Annotated in this window: 15 protein-coding genes; 9 read left to right on the top strand and 6 right to left on the bottom strand. The window is 41.2% G+C overall.

The window, feature by feature from the left end; genetic code table 11:
* Positions 1 to 100 precede the first annotated feature (100 nt).
* The 4 genes from MKY19_RS29755 to MKY19_RS29740 all read left to right on the top strand — a co-directional run bounded on the left by MKY19_RS29755 (position 101) and on the right by MKY19_RS29740 (position 3,779).
* Positions 101 to 667, top strand: coding sequence for a TetR/AcrR family transcriptional regulator (locus tag MKY19_RS29755; protein WP_042131631.1), 567 nt, complete (start codon positions 101 to 103; stop codon positions 665 to 667).
* A 122-nt stretch (positions 668 to 789) separates the two neighbouring features.
* Positions 790 to 1,911: an FtsX-like permease family protein gene (locus MKY19_RS29750; protein ID WP_339799473.1), complete on the top strand. Its 1,122-nt coding sequence runs from the start codon at positions 790 to 792 to the stop codon at positions 1,909 to 1,911.
* On the top strand, positions 1,911 to 2,609 hold the full coding sequence (locus MKY19_RS29745; protein WP_339799471.1) for an ABC transporter ATP-binding protein: 699 nt from the start codon (positions 1,911 to 1,913) through the stop codon (positions 2,607 to 2,609). Before MKY19_RS29750 ends, MKY19_RS29745 begins: the two co-directional genes overlap by 1 nt.
* A gap of 288 nt (positions 2,610 to 2,897) precedes the next feature.
* A complete protein-coding gene (locus MKY19_RS29740; RefSeq protein WP_339248707.1) occupies positions 2,898 to 3,779 on the top strand; it encodes an SMI1/KNR4 family protein in 882 nt (293 codons plus the stop codon).
* Positions 3,780 to 3,894: 115 nt separating this feature from the next.
* On the opposite strand, the gene MKY19_RS29735 is transcribed toward MKY19_RS29740, so the two are convergent.
* Positions 3,895 to 4,332, bottom strand: a complete 438-nt coding sequence (locus MKY19_RS29735) for a MarR family transcriptional regulator (RefSeq protein ID WP_076284992.1) — start codon at positions 4,330 to 4,332, stop codon at positions 3,895 to 3,897.
* A gap of 121 nt (positions 4,333 to 4,453) precedes the next feature.
* On the opposite strand from MKY19_RS29735, the gene MKY19_RS29730 reads away from it, so the two are divergent.
* Entirely contained in the window at positions 4,454 to 5,041 is a 588-nt protein-coding gene (locus MKY19_RS29730; RefSeq protein WP_042192931.1) for an NAD(P)H-dependent oxidoreductase, read from the top strand.
* Positions 5,042 to 5,065: 24 nt separating this feature from the next.
* Here MKY19_RS29730 and MKY19_RS29725 read toward each other — a convergent pair whose 3' ends face one another.
* From MKY19_RS29725 to MKY19_RS29710, 4 genes are all read right to left on the bottom strand, one after another.
* Complete coding sequence (locus tag MKY19_RS29725) at positions 5,066 to 5,578, bottom strand: DinB family protein (protein ID WP_339799468.1); 513 nt, start codon at positions 5,576 to 5,578, stop codon at positions 5,066 to 5,068.
* Positions 5,579 to 5,742: 164 nt separating this feature from the next.
* Positions 5,743 to 6,849 carry an undecaprenyldiphospho-muramoylpentapeptide beta-N-acetylglucosaminyltransferase gene (locus MKY19_RS29720; protein ID WP_339799466.1) on the bottom strand — a complete coding sequence of 369 codons (1,107 nt, stop codon included), beginning with the start codon at positions 6,847 to 6,849 and terminating at the stop codon, positions 5,743 to 5,745.
* The gene (locus tag MKY19_RS29715; protein WP_339799464.1) at positions 6,846 to 7,832 is read right to left on the bottom strand and encodes an SDR family NAD(P)-dependent oxidoreductase; all 987 of its coding nucleotides are present in this window, start codon (positions 7,830 to 7,832) and stop codon (positions 6,846 to 6,848) included. The genes MKY19_RS29720 and MKY19_RS29715 overlap by 4 nt, the downstream gene beginning before the upstream one ends.
* Positions 7,833 to 7,971: 139 nt before the next feature.
* Complete coding sequence (locus MKY19_RS29710; RefSeq protein ID WP_339799462.1) at positions 7,972 to 9,537, bottom strand: catalase; 1,566 nt, start codon at positions 9,535 to 9,537, stop codon at positions 7,972 to 7,974.
* Between the two features lie 199 nt (positions 9,538 to 9,736).
* Between MKY19_RS29710 and MKY19_RS29705 the strand changes: the two genes are divergently transcribed.
* A complete protein-coding gene (locus MKY19_RS29705) occupies positions 9,737 to 11,149 on the top strand; it encodes an alanine/glycine:cation symporter family protein (RefSeq protein ID WP_076284987.1) in 1,413 nt (470 codons plus the stop codon).
* A 126-nt stretch (positions 11,150 to 11,275) separates the two neighbouring features.
* Here MKY19_RS29705 and MKY19_RS29700 read toward each other — a convergent pair whose 3' ends face one another.
* Positions 11,276 to 11,677 carry a Rid family hydrolase gene (locus tag MKY19_RS29700; protein ID WP_339799459.1) on the bottom strand — a complete coding sequence of 134 codons (402 nt, stop codon included), beginning with the start codon at positions 11,675 to 11,677 and terminating at the stop codon, positions 11,276 to 11,278.
* Between the two features lie 411 nt (positions 11,678 to 12,088).
* Between MKY19_RS29700 and MKY19_RS29695 the strand changes: the two genes are divergently transcribed.
* The 3 genes from MKY19_RS29695 (at position 12,089) to MKY19_RS29685 (ending at position 14,609) form a co-directional block, all read left to right on the top strand.
* Positions 12,089 to 12,655 carry a TetR/AcrR family transcriptional regulator gene (locus tag MKY19_RS29695; RefSeq protein WP_042192916.1) on the top strand — a complete coding sequence of 189 codons (567 nt, stop codon included), beginning with the start codon at positions 12,089 to 12,091 and terminating at the stop codon, positions 12,653 to 12,655.
* Complete coding sequence (locus MKY19_RS29690; protein WP_339799457.1) at positions 12,652 to 13,188, top strand: DUF2798 domain-containing protein; 537 nt, start codon at positions 12,652 to 12,654, stop codon at positions 13,186 to 13,188. Before MKY19_RS29695 ends, MKY19_RS29690 begins: the two co-directional genes overlap by 4 nt.
* A gap of 239 nt (positions 13,189 to 13,427) precedes the next feature.
* Positions 13,428 to 14,609: a multidrug effflux MFS transporter gene (locus MKY19_RS29685; RefSeq protein WP_339799455.1), complete on the top strand. Its 1,182-nt coding sequence runs from the start codon at positions 13,428 to 13,430 to the stop codon at positions 14,607 to 14,609.
* The last annotated feature ends 102 nt before the right edge of the window (positions 14,610 to 14,711 follow it).

The raw sequence follows: 14,711 nt of genomic DNA, 5'->3' as shown, positions 1-14,711 counted from the left end.
CAGGTGAGAGTACTGCTTATGGACAGTCTGTCTATTTATTATGACCTACGCATTACTTTTTGTGTGTGCTAAACTGATAATAATGAAAAGGGGATGAATCATGGGTAGAAAACAATCTTTTACTGAAGCCGAGCTGCTTGATATGACAAAAAAATTAGTATTGGATCATGGCTATGATGGCTTTCATCTCAAGTTGCTCTCGCAACATCTGTCCGGCGCCCGAAGTACCATTTATCAATATTATTCTAATAAAGAAGAGATCGTTGCCGCTTGTATGAAGCGCGTAATCGCAGCGGTATTAGATAAGGCATTAACAATTAATGAGGCAAATCCTATGGACGCTCTTGAGCAGTTACTTCTTATTTACGTAGAAGAATCTTCGCTTCATCAGCTCCTGGGAGATGCCAGTAAAATAAACACAGCGAATTCTGCTGCAGCGGCGAGAGACCTTGAATTTATTGAGGAAGCACATAAGACTCTTAAGATTCAGTTATCTGGTTTGTTCGCACGCGCACAGCAGGAAAATAGCCTTCGGAAGGATATCCCACTTCCTGTACTTATTGGCGTTTTTTTCAACCTAATTAATACACCTAATATGCTAAATATCCCAACGCCTGATTGGGGTAAGGTGTTATTTGAAATGTGGATTGGGGGCGCAAAGAGTTAATCTAATTTTGAATAAAATTTGACACATGTGTCATTTATGTTGTTTAATAAATTAGACGTGTGTCAGTGCCATTTAATTTGACACATGTGTCAAATTAAATGTAAAGGGAGCTGAAAAAGATAATGTTCTTAGTTATGAAGGAATTGATGCATAGTAAAATGAAGTTTTCAATGATTACCGTTATTTTTGTATTAATTGCTTGGTTGGTATTCATTTTATCAGGTTTAGGTACTGGATTATCTACACTAGCTGCGTCCACATTCAAGACTATGAAGGCTGATTATGTAGTTTTTGAAGAAGGGTCGCAGTCTTCGATGAGCAAGTCCCTTCAGTCTGAGCAGTTATTGGCCGAAGTGGAGCTATTGCCAAATGTTAGAGCAGCAGCACCGATGGGAAGTACAATGGCAACAGCGCTGAAAGGGCAAGGTGCTAAGAACGAGGATAAGGTAGACATCGCCATTATAGGAATTAATCCAGGAAGTTTCTTGGAGCCGGCTATCGTGGAAGGTGAGAGCTTAACTTCTGAGAATTCTACTGGTGTACTGGTGAACTGGACCATGAAGGATGAGGGCTATAGCCTCGGTGATACTTTTCAGTTAGACGGTACAACGGAATCATTGACGATTGTCGGGTTTGTGAAGGATCAGACCTATAACCACGTTGCTTCCGTATTTACTCCGATGGAGGAGTGGCGGAAGATTAGTTTTGCTGCTCCGGGTTCAGATAAAGGAGTTCCAGGTCCGGTTAATGCAATTATGCTGCAAGGCAAGGATATCGATCCAGAAGTAATAAATAGCAAATTATCAGGTACGGATACGGTTACTCGGGCGGGAGCTGTTCAAGGGATGCCAGGCTACAAGGAAGAGAATGGTACGATTTTAATGATGCTAGCATTTTTGCTTGCGATCTCAGCATTCGTGCTTGGAGTGTTCTTCTACGTAATTACGATGCAGAAGACCAACCAGTTTGGCATTATGAAAGCTATAGGTGCTAGTAACAAATTTCTTGGAAAAGCCATTGTATCGCAAGTATTTATAATTTCTTTGACTAGTATTGTAATTGGAATCTTACTGACTTATGGGACAGCCGCCATTATGCCGAAGGGTATGCCTTTCAAGCTGGAAACGAATCTTGTCGTAACTTATTCTGTAATCTTACTAATCATCGCTGTGTTAAGTTCGATGGTATCCGTTCGAAAGATTACAAAGATTGATCCGCTACAGGCATTGGGGAGGGTTGAATAATGACTAAGGGATTACAAATGAATGATGTTACAAAATACTATGCTGAAGGAAGTAATCGTATCGCCGCACTTGATCATGTAACCCTGTCGGTCGAGCCGGGTGAGTTCGTGGCTGTAGTTGGACCGTCGGGTTCAGGTAAAAGTACGTTCTTATCTATTGCTGGAGCGATGCTTGAAGCTTCAGAAGGGGAAGTTAAGCTGAATGGGCATACTATTTCTACGCTTTCTGCCAAAGAACTGTCGAGTATAAGACTGCAAGAAATCGGATTTATTATGCAATCTTCAAATTTGGTTCCTTATTTAAATGTTTTGGATCAATTGCTAATAGTAAAAAGGATGTCGAGTAAAGTAACTAGAGAGGATAAGCAATTGGCCACTAAGCTGCTCGAAGAGCTGGGTCTTGGCGCGAAGCTAACAAGTCTTCCAGAAGAGTTATCTGGTGGGGAGAAGCAACGGACAGCCATCGCTCGGGCTTTAATAAATAACCCTAATGTCATCTTGGCGGACGAGCCTACAGCAAGTTTGGATACTAAACGGGCCCATGAAGTAGTTAGTCTAATTGCGCAAGAGGTGAAGTCACGCCAGAAAGCAGCGATGATGGTTACTCATGATGAGCGTATGCTTGAATATTGTGATAAAGTATACCGGATGGAGGATGGTAAGTTATCTTTGTTCCCTCTAAAAGATGTTTATAAATAAATTATGCCTTCGTACTATTAACCCAGGCGGATTTAGAGCCGCTAAGATTAGCCGTTCTAGATCTAATTGAGAAATTAGGATGAAAAGAATAGTAATCAAAGAGCGACTGTGGCTGACACGGCGCTTTTTTTTGATGATTGTATTCCTATTACGACATACTATTCCTAGGTATAACCGCCTCAAGGGTATGGATATGCAGGAGGGCATGCGTGATTGGAAGGGCATAGGCTATAAATGGTATAATTTCTAATAGGTATTTTGAGTGATCGTTACTAGGAGGTATTAATGATGAGTGATGAGCTATTGGGAAAATTGGATACTTGGCATGAAGAGGATGAATTTCAAGAAATCGTGGATGCAATAACGGAAATTCCTGAAGAGGAAAGAGACTATGTTCTAACTAGTCATTTGGGCAGAGCGCTTAATAATCTCGGGCAATATGAAGAAGCTTTAGAGCAGTATTTGAGCATTGAAGAAGAGGGTGAAGGTGACCCGCTTTGGCATTACCGTATCGGAGTTTCCTATTATTATCTGAAGCGGTACGACGAAGCTTTAAAAGCATTTACAATTGCAGACGAGCTAGAGCCTGATGATGAGGACACCTTGGAGTTTTTGGGATGGATCAAACGTAAATTGGCTAAGAAAGCTACGAAAAAGCCTGTGAGTAAACCTGCAAAGAAGCCTGTAGTAGCGATCGACACCACCAACTTTTGGGATGACAGCGAGTATGCGTTCTCAGAATATATCTCTGAATCGCCTACAGATGCATTGATTGCTTCAGTAGAAGAAGAGCTGGTTTTTAAGCTGCCAAAATACTACGTTGAAATGATGAAGCTACATAATGGGGGAATTCCTCATAACAATCGGTACCCAATTCCGGGAACAGAAGAATTTATTACGATTTCAGGGATCCTTGGAATTGGACGAGATAAGAATAAGTCGCTGTGTGGAGCTTCAGGCAGCCGGACTGTGATTGAAAATGGACGTTATCCTGAGGTTGGTGTGGTGATTTGTGATTGTCCTTCTGAGAATGAAGTAATCATGCTGGATTACCGCGAGTTTGGAAATGATGGCGAACCCGAGGTTATCCATGTAGATCGAGATAACAAATACAAGATCACACGCTTGGCTGACAATTTTGAGTCCTTTATCGGTGGACTGGTGAAATAGTGGATTCGGCGATTTAGCTGAATGTGGGGCTGATAAATCAGCCAAATAAACGATCGAAAAAAACAGAGCAGCGGTTCTCCTATAATGGAGGCAGCTGCTCTGTTTTTTAGTCTGCTCAATTGTCGCTATTAAACACCTTGGACTGAAGCACATCGAGTGCTCGGTTGATTTCTTCCAGTTCTTCAGTAGAAGAATCCTTGATCCGGTCCAGGAAACGTTCGCCGATCTGCCCAAAAGCTTTGTTCATCATCGCTTGTCCAGCGTCAGACAACCGAATCATTTGCTTACGCCGATCTTCTGCGACATCCAGCTTTTCGCAAAGATTCTTTTCTGTTAATTTCTTGAGCTCACGGCTCGTGTTCGGCATAGAGATATTCTTACAATCACTAATTTGACTGAGAGTAACAGGCTGGCTGACCGCAATATACTCCAGAATACTATATTGAACGGGCGTAATACCTTCCGGTCTAACATCTTTGGTTAAGTCGAATGTTACTTCATGGACTGCCGTCGTAAAGGTCACTAATTTATGAAAAAACGCTTCTTTGTCCATAATGATCACCTCTTAGTGTAAACTTTAACAAAATAATTATCATAATACAATTATCATTTGACAACTAAATGAAGGTTATGATACGATTTTGTTATCAAATGATAATTAAAGAGGTGGACCAATGAACGTTTTAGTCATCTATACTCATCCGAATCATAAAAGTTTAAGTTATGCTTTTCTCAATAAAGTCATTCAAGGAAGTAATGAAAATCGAAAGATCACGAACATCGAGGTGCTTGATCTATATGAAGAGCAGTTTGATCCGGTGCTGGTCTTTAACGAAAATAAACGTAGAAGAGACATGCATATCGATCCCAAGTTTGAGAAGTATCGTGAGCAGATTCGTCAGGCAGACAAAATTGTGTTTGTGTATCCGATCTGGTGGGGCCGGCCTCCAGCCATGCTGCTCGGGTATATTGATCAAATGTTTGCCTCTAATTTTGCTTATAGAGAAAAGGGCGGCCTTATCCCCGAAGGGCTGCTGAAAGGGAAGTCCGTGGTTTGTATTTCCAGCATGAAGGGGCCAACCCTTTATCCTTTATATTGGTTAAACAATTCCCATAAGGTGCTGATGAGAAAAGCATTATTTCAATATTGCGGTATGAAAAAAGTGAAGTTTTTCGAGTTTGGGAATATGGAGAGTCCAAAAGGTAAACATGACAAAAAGCTAAATCAGGTCTATCAATATTTCAAAGCTGTGGCTAATTAATTCTCAAAGATAACGGATCGATGATTATTTGGACTCGTTATAAAGATAGGCAACATAATCCTGCAGCACTGAGGTATGGTCCATTTGTCGCAGCATAGTCCCGATATTCCCACGGTGATAGCTGCCATGGTTTACTACGTGGAAGATAGCACCGGAAATGGATGTCTCAAGTGATCCCATAGTTGGATGATCTAACACAACGGTGGGGTCCTTATCTATTTGACTAGCCAACACCATTTTATTTTTGCTGGTTAGCTCACGATAGAGGACATCCATTTCTTCAATATCTTTTATTGCTAACAAGGGCTCTAATTGGGCAGCTGATGCTTTAGCTTCATTCCTAGTTCGCCCTGAAATCAAGTCAAACCAAATATTCTCCACGACATAAATATGCGTCACAACCTTCGCTACCGAAGAAAAACCGCTCTGAATATCCTTATGGTATATGTCCTTAGGCAATTCCTTTAAGCGATGGATGATCGTTAGATTAGCCCATACATTGTAGTCATACATTTCTAACGTCGGATGTTTCTCCATGAGTTTCCCCCCCTAAGATTATAGATGCTTTAATTATACCCATTCCAAAAATGTTCGGTACAATTTAGAGATGTTTATTATAGGATCCTTTGTCCAAAATAAACCAAAATACAGACGACAGCGATAAAGCAGAGGAGTAACCAATTCGCTAGCTTCATTCCCATCTAAACCGTACCTGCCTTGATCATTGTTAAATCCTCGCCGCTTACTTGTTTGATTAAGTTCATTACCTTAAAGGCTCCTCTGCAATTCTCATAAGGTTTCATTTTATCTTTGTAAGTAGAGCGGTTCTCGTATACCTTCATTATCGAATGAACAAAGCTTTGAGTGGTCATCTCTTCTTCAAGTAACATTTCAGCGAGTCCAGTTTGTTGAAAATACTGCGCTTGGGCAAGTTGACCAGAGCGGCTCCCACCATTCGTGTGAGGAATTAATAACATTGGCTTTTGCATAGTAAGAAGCTCCATCATAGAGTTTGAGCCTGCACGAGATACGACAACATCAGCCATAGCTAATAAATGCGGCAATTCGCAGCTTGTAACGAATTCATACGATTTGTAGCCTGACATAGAGAGGTGATAATCGACCTTTCCCTCCCCGCAAATATGAACCACTTGAAATTTATCTATCAACTCGGAGAGTACATTTTTCACCATTTGGTTAATGCTATGTGCCCCTTGGCTTCCTCCCATAATGAGAAGAACAGGCTTAACAGAGGTAAATCCGCAAAAGGCAAAACCACGTTGTTTATCAGCTAATTTGAATTGCTCCTTCAAGATCGGACCGACATGAACGGCTTTGAGGGAAGCAGATTTGGTTACAGTATCCAGAAAATTTGTACACAGATGAGTGGCAAACGGAAGTGAGATTTTATTAGCTAGTCCAAGATTTAAGTCTGGTTCATAAATAATGATGGGCACTTTGTTGAGTTTGGCTCCAATCACGACCGGTACAGAAACAAATCCACCTTTAGAAAAAATCATACCAGGTTTGATGGTTCGTAGGAGTCGGTAAGATTGAAAGATGCCCTTTATGATCTTGAATACATCAGTTACATTCTTCCAATCCAAATAGCGTCTCAATTTTCCTGTGGAAATGGGATGATAGGTCACATCCTCCTTGTAGTCAGACAAAAGCTTGCGCTCAATCCCTTGTTCGGAGCCTATATAATGGACGTCCCAATCCTCTGCTAGACACTTAGGGATCAACACGAGGTTGCCGGATACATGCCCTGCGGAGCCCCCACCTGTAAATACGATCGAGGTACTCATGCTAGAAACCCACCTTGTTGTAACATTTCTTTTATCGCAGGTTTGCTCATCAACACATGATTGGAATCATAGCTTTGGAAGTCCACAGGCGGGCAAGAGGCATAAGCTTCCTGTAAACCTTCTATAGCAAAAGGAGGGAGAATCACATAATAGTGATCATCCAGATGAATAGAAGAAGCACTCTCAAATTCCGATATCAGGGCCTCACTTAAGCTTTCACCGGGACGTATCCCCGTTTCCTTGATTTGGATCGTGCTAGTTGATAAGTCGTCAATTAAGACCTGGGCAAGATCCTTAATGTTACAGGCAGGCATCTTGGTCACAAAGACTTCTCCGCCTCTGCTTTCTTCTGTCGCTTTAAAGAGTAAGGTGATCGCATCATCTATAGTTAGGAAAAAACGAGTCATTCTAGCATCTGTAAGGGAAATGTCTTTTCCATTTGAAATACTTTGTTTGAAAATAGGCACCACGCTACCCGTTGAGCCGAGTACGTTGCCACTTCTCACACATACAAACTGAGTTTTGGTTTGTCTGAGATTGGCATGAACCATTAGCTTTTCACCGAGTGATTTTGTCATTCCGTAGGTGCTCGATGGTTGCGCTGCTTTATCAGTTGAGACATAGACTACTTTTTTTACGCCATGTTTAATAGCGGCTTGAATCACATGCTGAGTTCCGAGTACGTTAGTCTTCATCGCACTGTCCGGTTGTTGTTCACAGATCGGGACATGCTTCAAGGCCGCTAAATGATAGATATAATCTACCTGATGGCAAGCTTGCATCAGTTCTTGCTTATCACGTATATCACCGATGATGAACGTTAGCTTTGGATTATGATGATATTCCTGTTGTAGTTCTACTTGAAGTGACTCATTGCGGGAAAATATTCTAATTTCTTTAGGGTCTCTTTCCAATAACCGTTTCACGAGTTGTCGTCCCCAAGATCCGGTTCCACCGGTAATTAATATGGTTGTATTTTGCACGGTTTGTTCCTCCTATGATCTTAGCTACACAATAATCATAGTGTTCATATGTTACGTGAATATGGCAAAGCGAAAGCTCTCAAAATCAAAAAAGGTTAAAGAACCCTTATAACAGGTCCCTTAACCCTTCATTTAACTTCTAATAGCCATCGGTTTGTTTACCGGATTGCTCCGCAATTTCCGCGCCGTCTCGATTCTCTGAAGTACCTAGATGCTTGTGGTCGGCTTTGGCTTGAGCAAGACCTTCAGCCACTCGGCGACCGTAGTCTGGATCAGCTTTTGTAAAATGTTCAATCATATTGGTTTGAATCACAGGTGCACATATTTTTAGGGCATCGACCAGGTTATGAATCAATTCATCCCGTTCCCAATCCTCGAACTTGCGATAGGTATCACCAGCTTGCCCGAAGTCATTTGTCCGACTAATTTTGTCGCGAACTAGTCGATCATTATACATCGGTTGATGTTCTTTGCCAGAAGGAGCTGCCTCCTTTAACCCGCCAAGCGAGGAAGGTTCGTAATTCACATGTGGGTTTTGCTCAGGCGCCTTATCCACATGATAAGTCATTTGCCCATCCCGCTGATTCGTCGCTACCCTTGTCTTTGGAGCATTGATCGGTAATTGAATGTAGTTGGCGCCCACCCGGTGCCGCTGAGTATCCGAATAGGAGAACGTCCGGCCTTGCAGCAGCTTGTCATCCGAGAAATCCAGACCGTCTACTAGAACTCCAGTCCCGAAAGCGACCTGTTCGACCTCGGCAAAATAATTGTCTGGGTTTCGATCCAGAACCATCTTCCCTACAGGTAAAAATGGAAAACGTTCATGATCCCAAAGCTTAGTAGGATCGAGTGGATCAAAATCGAGCTCAGGATGCTCATCGTCACTCAGGATTTGCACACAAAGCTCCCATTCAGGGTAATCCTTGCGCGCAATAGCCTCATATAGATCCTGCGTAGCATGGCTGACGTTTTTGGCTTGTATATCCTCAGCGGCTTGCTGAGTTAGATTCTTAATGCCATGTTTCAGCGGCTCCCAATGGTATTTGATTAAGACGGCTTCGCCGTTTTCATTCACCCATTTATAGGTATTAACACCAGACCCCTGCATCTGCCGATAGTTGGCTGGAATCCCCCAAGGAGAGAACAGGAATGTAATCATATGAGTAGCTTCAGGAGAGTTCGATACGAAATCAAACATCCGCTCCGGGTTTTGCAGATTGGTCACGGCATCTGGCTTGAAAGCATGAACCATGTCAGGAAATTTCAGCGGATCACGGATAAAGAAAATCTTCAGATTGTTGCCGACCAAGTCCCAGTTGCCATCCTCTGTATAGAACTTTGTGGCGAATCCACGTGGATCACGAAAGGTCTCCGGAGAGTACACGCCATGAACCACTGTTGAAAACCTTACGAATACAGGTGTTTTTTTGCCTGCTTCTTGAAAAAGCTTAGCACGCGTATACTTCGAGACGGGTTCATCGCCTACTTTTCCATAAGCTTCAAAATACCCGTGGGCTCCTGCACCCCTAGCATGCACCACACGTTCCGGAATACGCTCTCGATCAAAATGAGATATTTTCTCGATAAAGTGGTAGTTTTCGAGCGTCGATGGCCCCCGATTTCCTACCGTTCGTATATTTTGATTATCTGTAATTGGATGACCTTGTCGATCCGTTAAAATCATATCTTCTTTTTCCTTATCCATATGGCAAAGCTCCACCTCTTTTCAGATATGAATAGTATTTTCTACCAGAATTCTGAAAAGTATGCGAAACCCACTGACAAGAGATGTTATGAAAGTTACAATTTTTATTGGCATTTGAAATAATGACTGTTATATTTGAAAATACTATGTGTTATAAGCTTAGCAACTTGGTATCGACAGAATGGAGAGGCGGAATTACATGCAACAATTTTTAGATAGTATGATTAGCGTAACAAATGATTTTTTGTGGTCGAAAATATTGGTGATCCTTCTTATTGCTTGTGGACTTTATTTCACCGTAAGATCGAAATTTGTACAGTTTGGTATGTTCAAAGAAATGTTTCGGGTTCTTAAAGGATCCAATGAAAGGTCAAAAGATAGTATTTCATCCTTCCAGGCCTTCTGCATTAGTATGGCGGCGAGGGTAGGGACAGGTAATATAACGGGAATCGCAATTGCTATTGCCATAGGTGGTCCAGGGGCTATTTTCTGGATGTGGGTGATTGCCATTATTGGATCAGCGTCCGGTTTTATAGAAAGCACTTTGGCACAAGTATATAAAGTGAAGGATAAGACCGGATTTCGCGGTGGGCCTGCCTATTATATGGAGAAAGGCCTGAACAAGCGCTGGATGGGTGCGATATTCGCGGTTCTGATTACATTATCCTTCGGGCTTGTATTTAACGCGGTCCAATCGAATACGGTCACAGTGGCCTTTGAGAATTCATTTGGCACCAATCGGGCCATTCTTGGGCTTGTAATGGCTGCTGCCTTTGCACTGGTTATCTTTGGCGGTGTTAAGCGTATCGCAAGAATGTCCGAATATATTGTAGTGGTAATGGCAGGAATCTACATTGGGGCTGCTCTTATTATTATGCTGATTAATATTACAGAACTCCCAGGAGTTTTCGCACTCATTGTGAAAAGTGCCTTCGGATTTGAACAAGTCGCTGGTGGCTCTCTTGGTGCAGTAATTCTACAGGGTGTGAAGCGTGGTTTGTTCTCTAACGAAGCGGGTATGGGTAGTGCGCCTAATGCTGCGGCAACGGCAACTACGAGTCATCCGGTGAAACAAGGGCTAATGCAAGCGCTAGGCGTACTCACAGATACGTTACTTATTTGTTCGAGTACGGCGTTCATTATCTTGTTGTCTGATGCCTATAAGCAGCCAGGGCTGGACGGAATCAAGCTGACACAAGCCGCATTAAGCGAGCATATTGGTTCGTGGGCATCCGGATCACTAGCGATTATGATTTTTTTGTTTGCTTTCAGCACGTTAATTGGAAATTATTATTACGGTGAAACCAATATAGAATTTTTGAATTCCAACAAAAAGGTATTACTATTCTATAGATACAGTGTTTTGGCGATGATTATTTTTGGTTCCGTAGCAAAGGTTCAATTGGTATGGGATTTGGCCGACTTATTTATGGGCTTCATGGTTATCGTGAATTTGATTGCCATCCTGCTATTATCTAAAGTGGCCTTTGCCGCCTTGAAGGATTATAAAAAGCAGAAACGTGAAGGGAAGGATCCTGTTTTCTATAAAGACAGCATTCCGGGGCTCGAGAACGTTGAAGGTTGGGACAATTCTTCAGATATAAAAAGATAGAAATGTATTTGAAGGGCTCAGGAGACTGAGCTCTTTTTGTTGTCAAATTAGAAAAACGAGCCTTTAGAATCGCTTCTAAGGCTCGTTTTGCGTACAGTATTTTAAATTAGTCCTGCTTAATATAGTTTATCCTGCAGCCCAAACATCTAATTCGATTTTCAATTCAGGTAAACCTAATCCTTTAACATAAGCAATGGTCATTGAAGGAGGCGTCATCCCGAATACTTTATTCCAAATTCCATAGAAATGATCCCAATCGATTTCTTCAGTGGCCCAAATGTTGATTTTGATTACGTTATCGGGAGTCAACTTTTGAGAAGAGAGGACTTCTACAATATTACTCATCGTATTTGTTACTTGTTTATTAAAATCTGTAGGGATATTACTGTTTTGATCGATTCCAATTTGACCAGAAAATACATACATTTCAGCGTTTCTGCTTATTTTTGTTACATGACTGTAGTTACCAACGGGTTTCGCAATATTTTCTGGATTATATCTTGTGATCACATTATTATTTAAATTCATTTTTATGAAGTCTCCTTTAAATAGAAGATACATAACGATAGCTAGGTTATATATCTCCACTGTTTTTTAGTTTTAATTTTTGACAGACTTATCCTATCAATCATTAATTCTAGAAAAAAACAGCAGTAGAATACCCAATACCAAAAGATAAATATTTTAGGGATCTCTTTTTCATCAGGTATTCCTCCTTCATATTTAAAGTAAGATAACTTCATCAGAATGATAACATTAATCCATGTGTGACGGCAACTTTGCCTCCTCCGGCACAACATGACTAGGGTCTTTTTTGCTGTATTTTATGAAAACTTCAATGCTTTTTTTGAAAAAAAGCAAAAAACACTTACATTAACGGATATTATGTTGTTATAATTACAAACAGACCGGTTGGTATGTTGGGGGGGATACGTAATTATGGATACAAAATCACTAATGATTGAGAAGGCGACACTCCTTTTTCAACAAAAAGGTTACAAGAGTGTAGGCGTTAGTGAAATTTTAAAAGCTTGTGATGTTACCAAAGGAGCGCTCTATCATCATTTTCCAAATGGAAAAGAAGAGCTATTAATTGCTTGTCTAAAGAGCCTAAAGGAAGCAATCACAATAGATATGGAGGACATTTTCAAAAAGCATTCTTCTACGCAAGAGGCCACGCAATTCATGCTTAATAAGTTAATTCACAACTTGGAAACCGAGGGCAAGCTTACAGGCTATACATTTAGCAGTATTGTCAGTGAAATGGCTACGGTCAGTGAGCCTGTCCGCCAAGCATGTAACTCACTTTATGAGAACATTCAGGCTATTTACTACACGAAGCTTGCAACTGAAGGCTTCTCGAATGAACTAGCTTCTGATATTGCTTTATTGATGACAACCTCGATTGAGGGTGCGATCATGCTGTGTCAAACGCAGCGATCTACCGCACCTTTAAAGACTATTGCGAAACTATTACCGACAATTTTGAAAGGAAGAACATCATGAATCTAGAAACAAGATTACCGAGAAACGGTAAAGAGGGGAAATTATACGGTGCAATTATTTGTACACTAACCGTTCTGTTTATGTCTTCATTAAATATCATTTTAGCGGTTGGAGAATTCAATGGGGAAGTTGCCTTATCGATCCTTAAGGTGTTTCCGATCATTTGGGTCATTGTTATGATTTTAGAGCCTGTTGTTATTGGGCGTATCGCAGAAAAGCTGACAGCTAAATTCACACAACCTAGCGATAGCTTCAACGCCAAAATTATATTTCGTATTCTTTTCACCGTACTAGGAATGTCATTTGTGATGACCTTTATTGGAGACATCATCGGAAACGGATTGAGTTCTGAAACGTTTAATCACTTCTTAGCGAATTGGCCAAGAAATTTCTTAATTGTACTGATCGCTGAAAGTATAGTGATCCAACCTTTTGCACGATTTGTGATGGTAAAGCTACATGCTTCTCAGGATAAAAAGAAGTCCAGCGCCGCTGGTATAACTGTAAATGGATTATCGGAACAAAACTCATAACATAACTATGCTCTCAGGCGAAGCGTTTCGTTTGAGAGCTTTTCTATTACCGTATATAATGATATTTTAGTTGAATCATTGAAACCCTCCTATATAACAAAGAAAACTTAACAATGAAAGGTAATATTGAACATGATGATCTATAGTCGTCTTGCCATAATGATGCCCCCATTTCCCTAGCTAGGCTCATATTCTTGTTGCTGTTCGAGGATATAAGCTTGTAGGAGGGCGAATTTAATATGAAAAAATATGCAGCACCATCTTTACTGCTAATGATTGTTCTTGTGGCTTTTCCGCAAATTAGTGAGACGATCTACACTCCATCGTTGCCGGATATTGCGGTAGCACTTGGGGTCTCTAATAGTTCTGTACAGTTAACATTAAGTATATATTTTATCGGATTTGCTTTAGGTGTTTTGTGTTGGGGTTGGCTCTCTGATTTCATCGGACGGAGACCTGCCATGCTGGGTGGCCTCATTGTATATGGTGTTGGAAGCTTGATGTGTTTTTACTCGGAATCCATTACTCTACTTCTGGTCAGCCGTTTCATTCAAGCATTTGGAGCAGCAACTGGCTCTATCATTACGCAAACCATTCTTCGGGAGAGTGTATCCGGGAATAAGCGGCATGCCATGTTTGCCCAAATCTCGGCGGTGATCGCTTTTACTCCAGCAGTAGGGCCGCTTATTGGCGGATGGGTGGATCAAGCTTTTGGTTTTCGAGCGGTTTTCTTTACATTAGTGATGATGAGTGTGTTGTTATTTGTGTATGCTTTTTGGAAGCTGCCAGAAACGACTGATGTTTCCGCGAGAAAAAAGGTGGCTATTCTACCTATCGTTAAAAGAATGCTCTCATTGCCACGTGTATTAGTGTTTGGGTTATTGATCGGGGGCATCAATGGAGTTTTATTTAGCTACTATGCGGAAGCACCCTTTATATTTATTGAACACTTTAACATTTCACCGGGAGTATATGGTTTTCTAGGCATTGTTGTGGCTTTGGCATCGATAGTGGGAGCAATGATGTCCAAGAGATTATTGAGTCTCTATGCCGCAGAAAAAATAATTCACATCGGCTGTTTAGTGATGACCAGTGGGGCTTTGCTATTAACAATCGTAAGCAGCCTTGCCTCGTTGCCGAATATGATGTTGATGGTATGCATTCTAATAACCCTTTTTGTCATGTTAATGGGGGCCGGTATCGCTTTACCTAATTGTCTAAGTCTTGCGCTTGTCAATTTTCAGGATGTTGTGGGAACAGCAGGTGCGATCTTCAGTTTGGGATATTACTTATTAGTTAGTTTGGCGACATGGGGAATGAGCGCCCTGCATAATGGTTCATTACTGACGATGCCCATCTATTTCTTAGGGATTAGCGGCGGAATGTGGTTATTAAGTAAAAAGTTTATTGTAGCGGAATAGAATTTACTTCTTAGTTATTTGATTAGAAGGAGATATGGAACGGGGTATCCATAAATGAATGGCAGTCTGGAACTTTTTGAGTTCCGGACTGCTTTTTATTTG

This window comes from Paenibacillus sp. FSL R5-0744, from assembly GCF_037972555.1.
GTDB lineage: Bacteria > Bacillota > Bacilli > Paenibacillales > Paenibacillaceae > Paenibacillus_AQ.
This window is presented reverse-complemented; position numbering and strand designations above follow the sequence as displayed.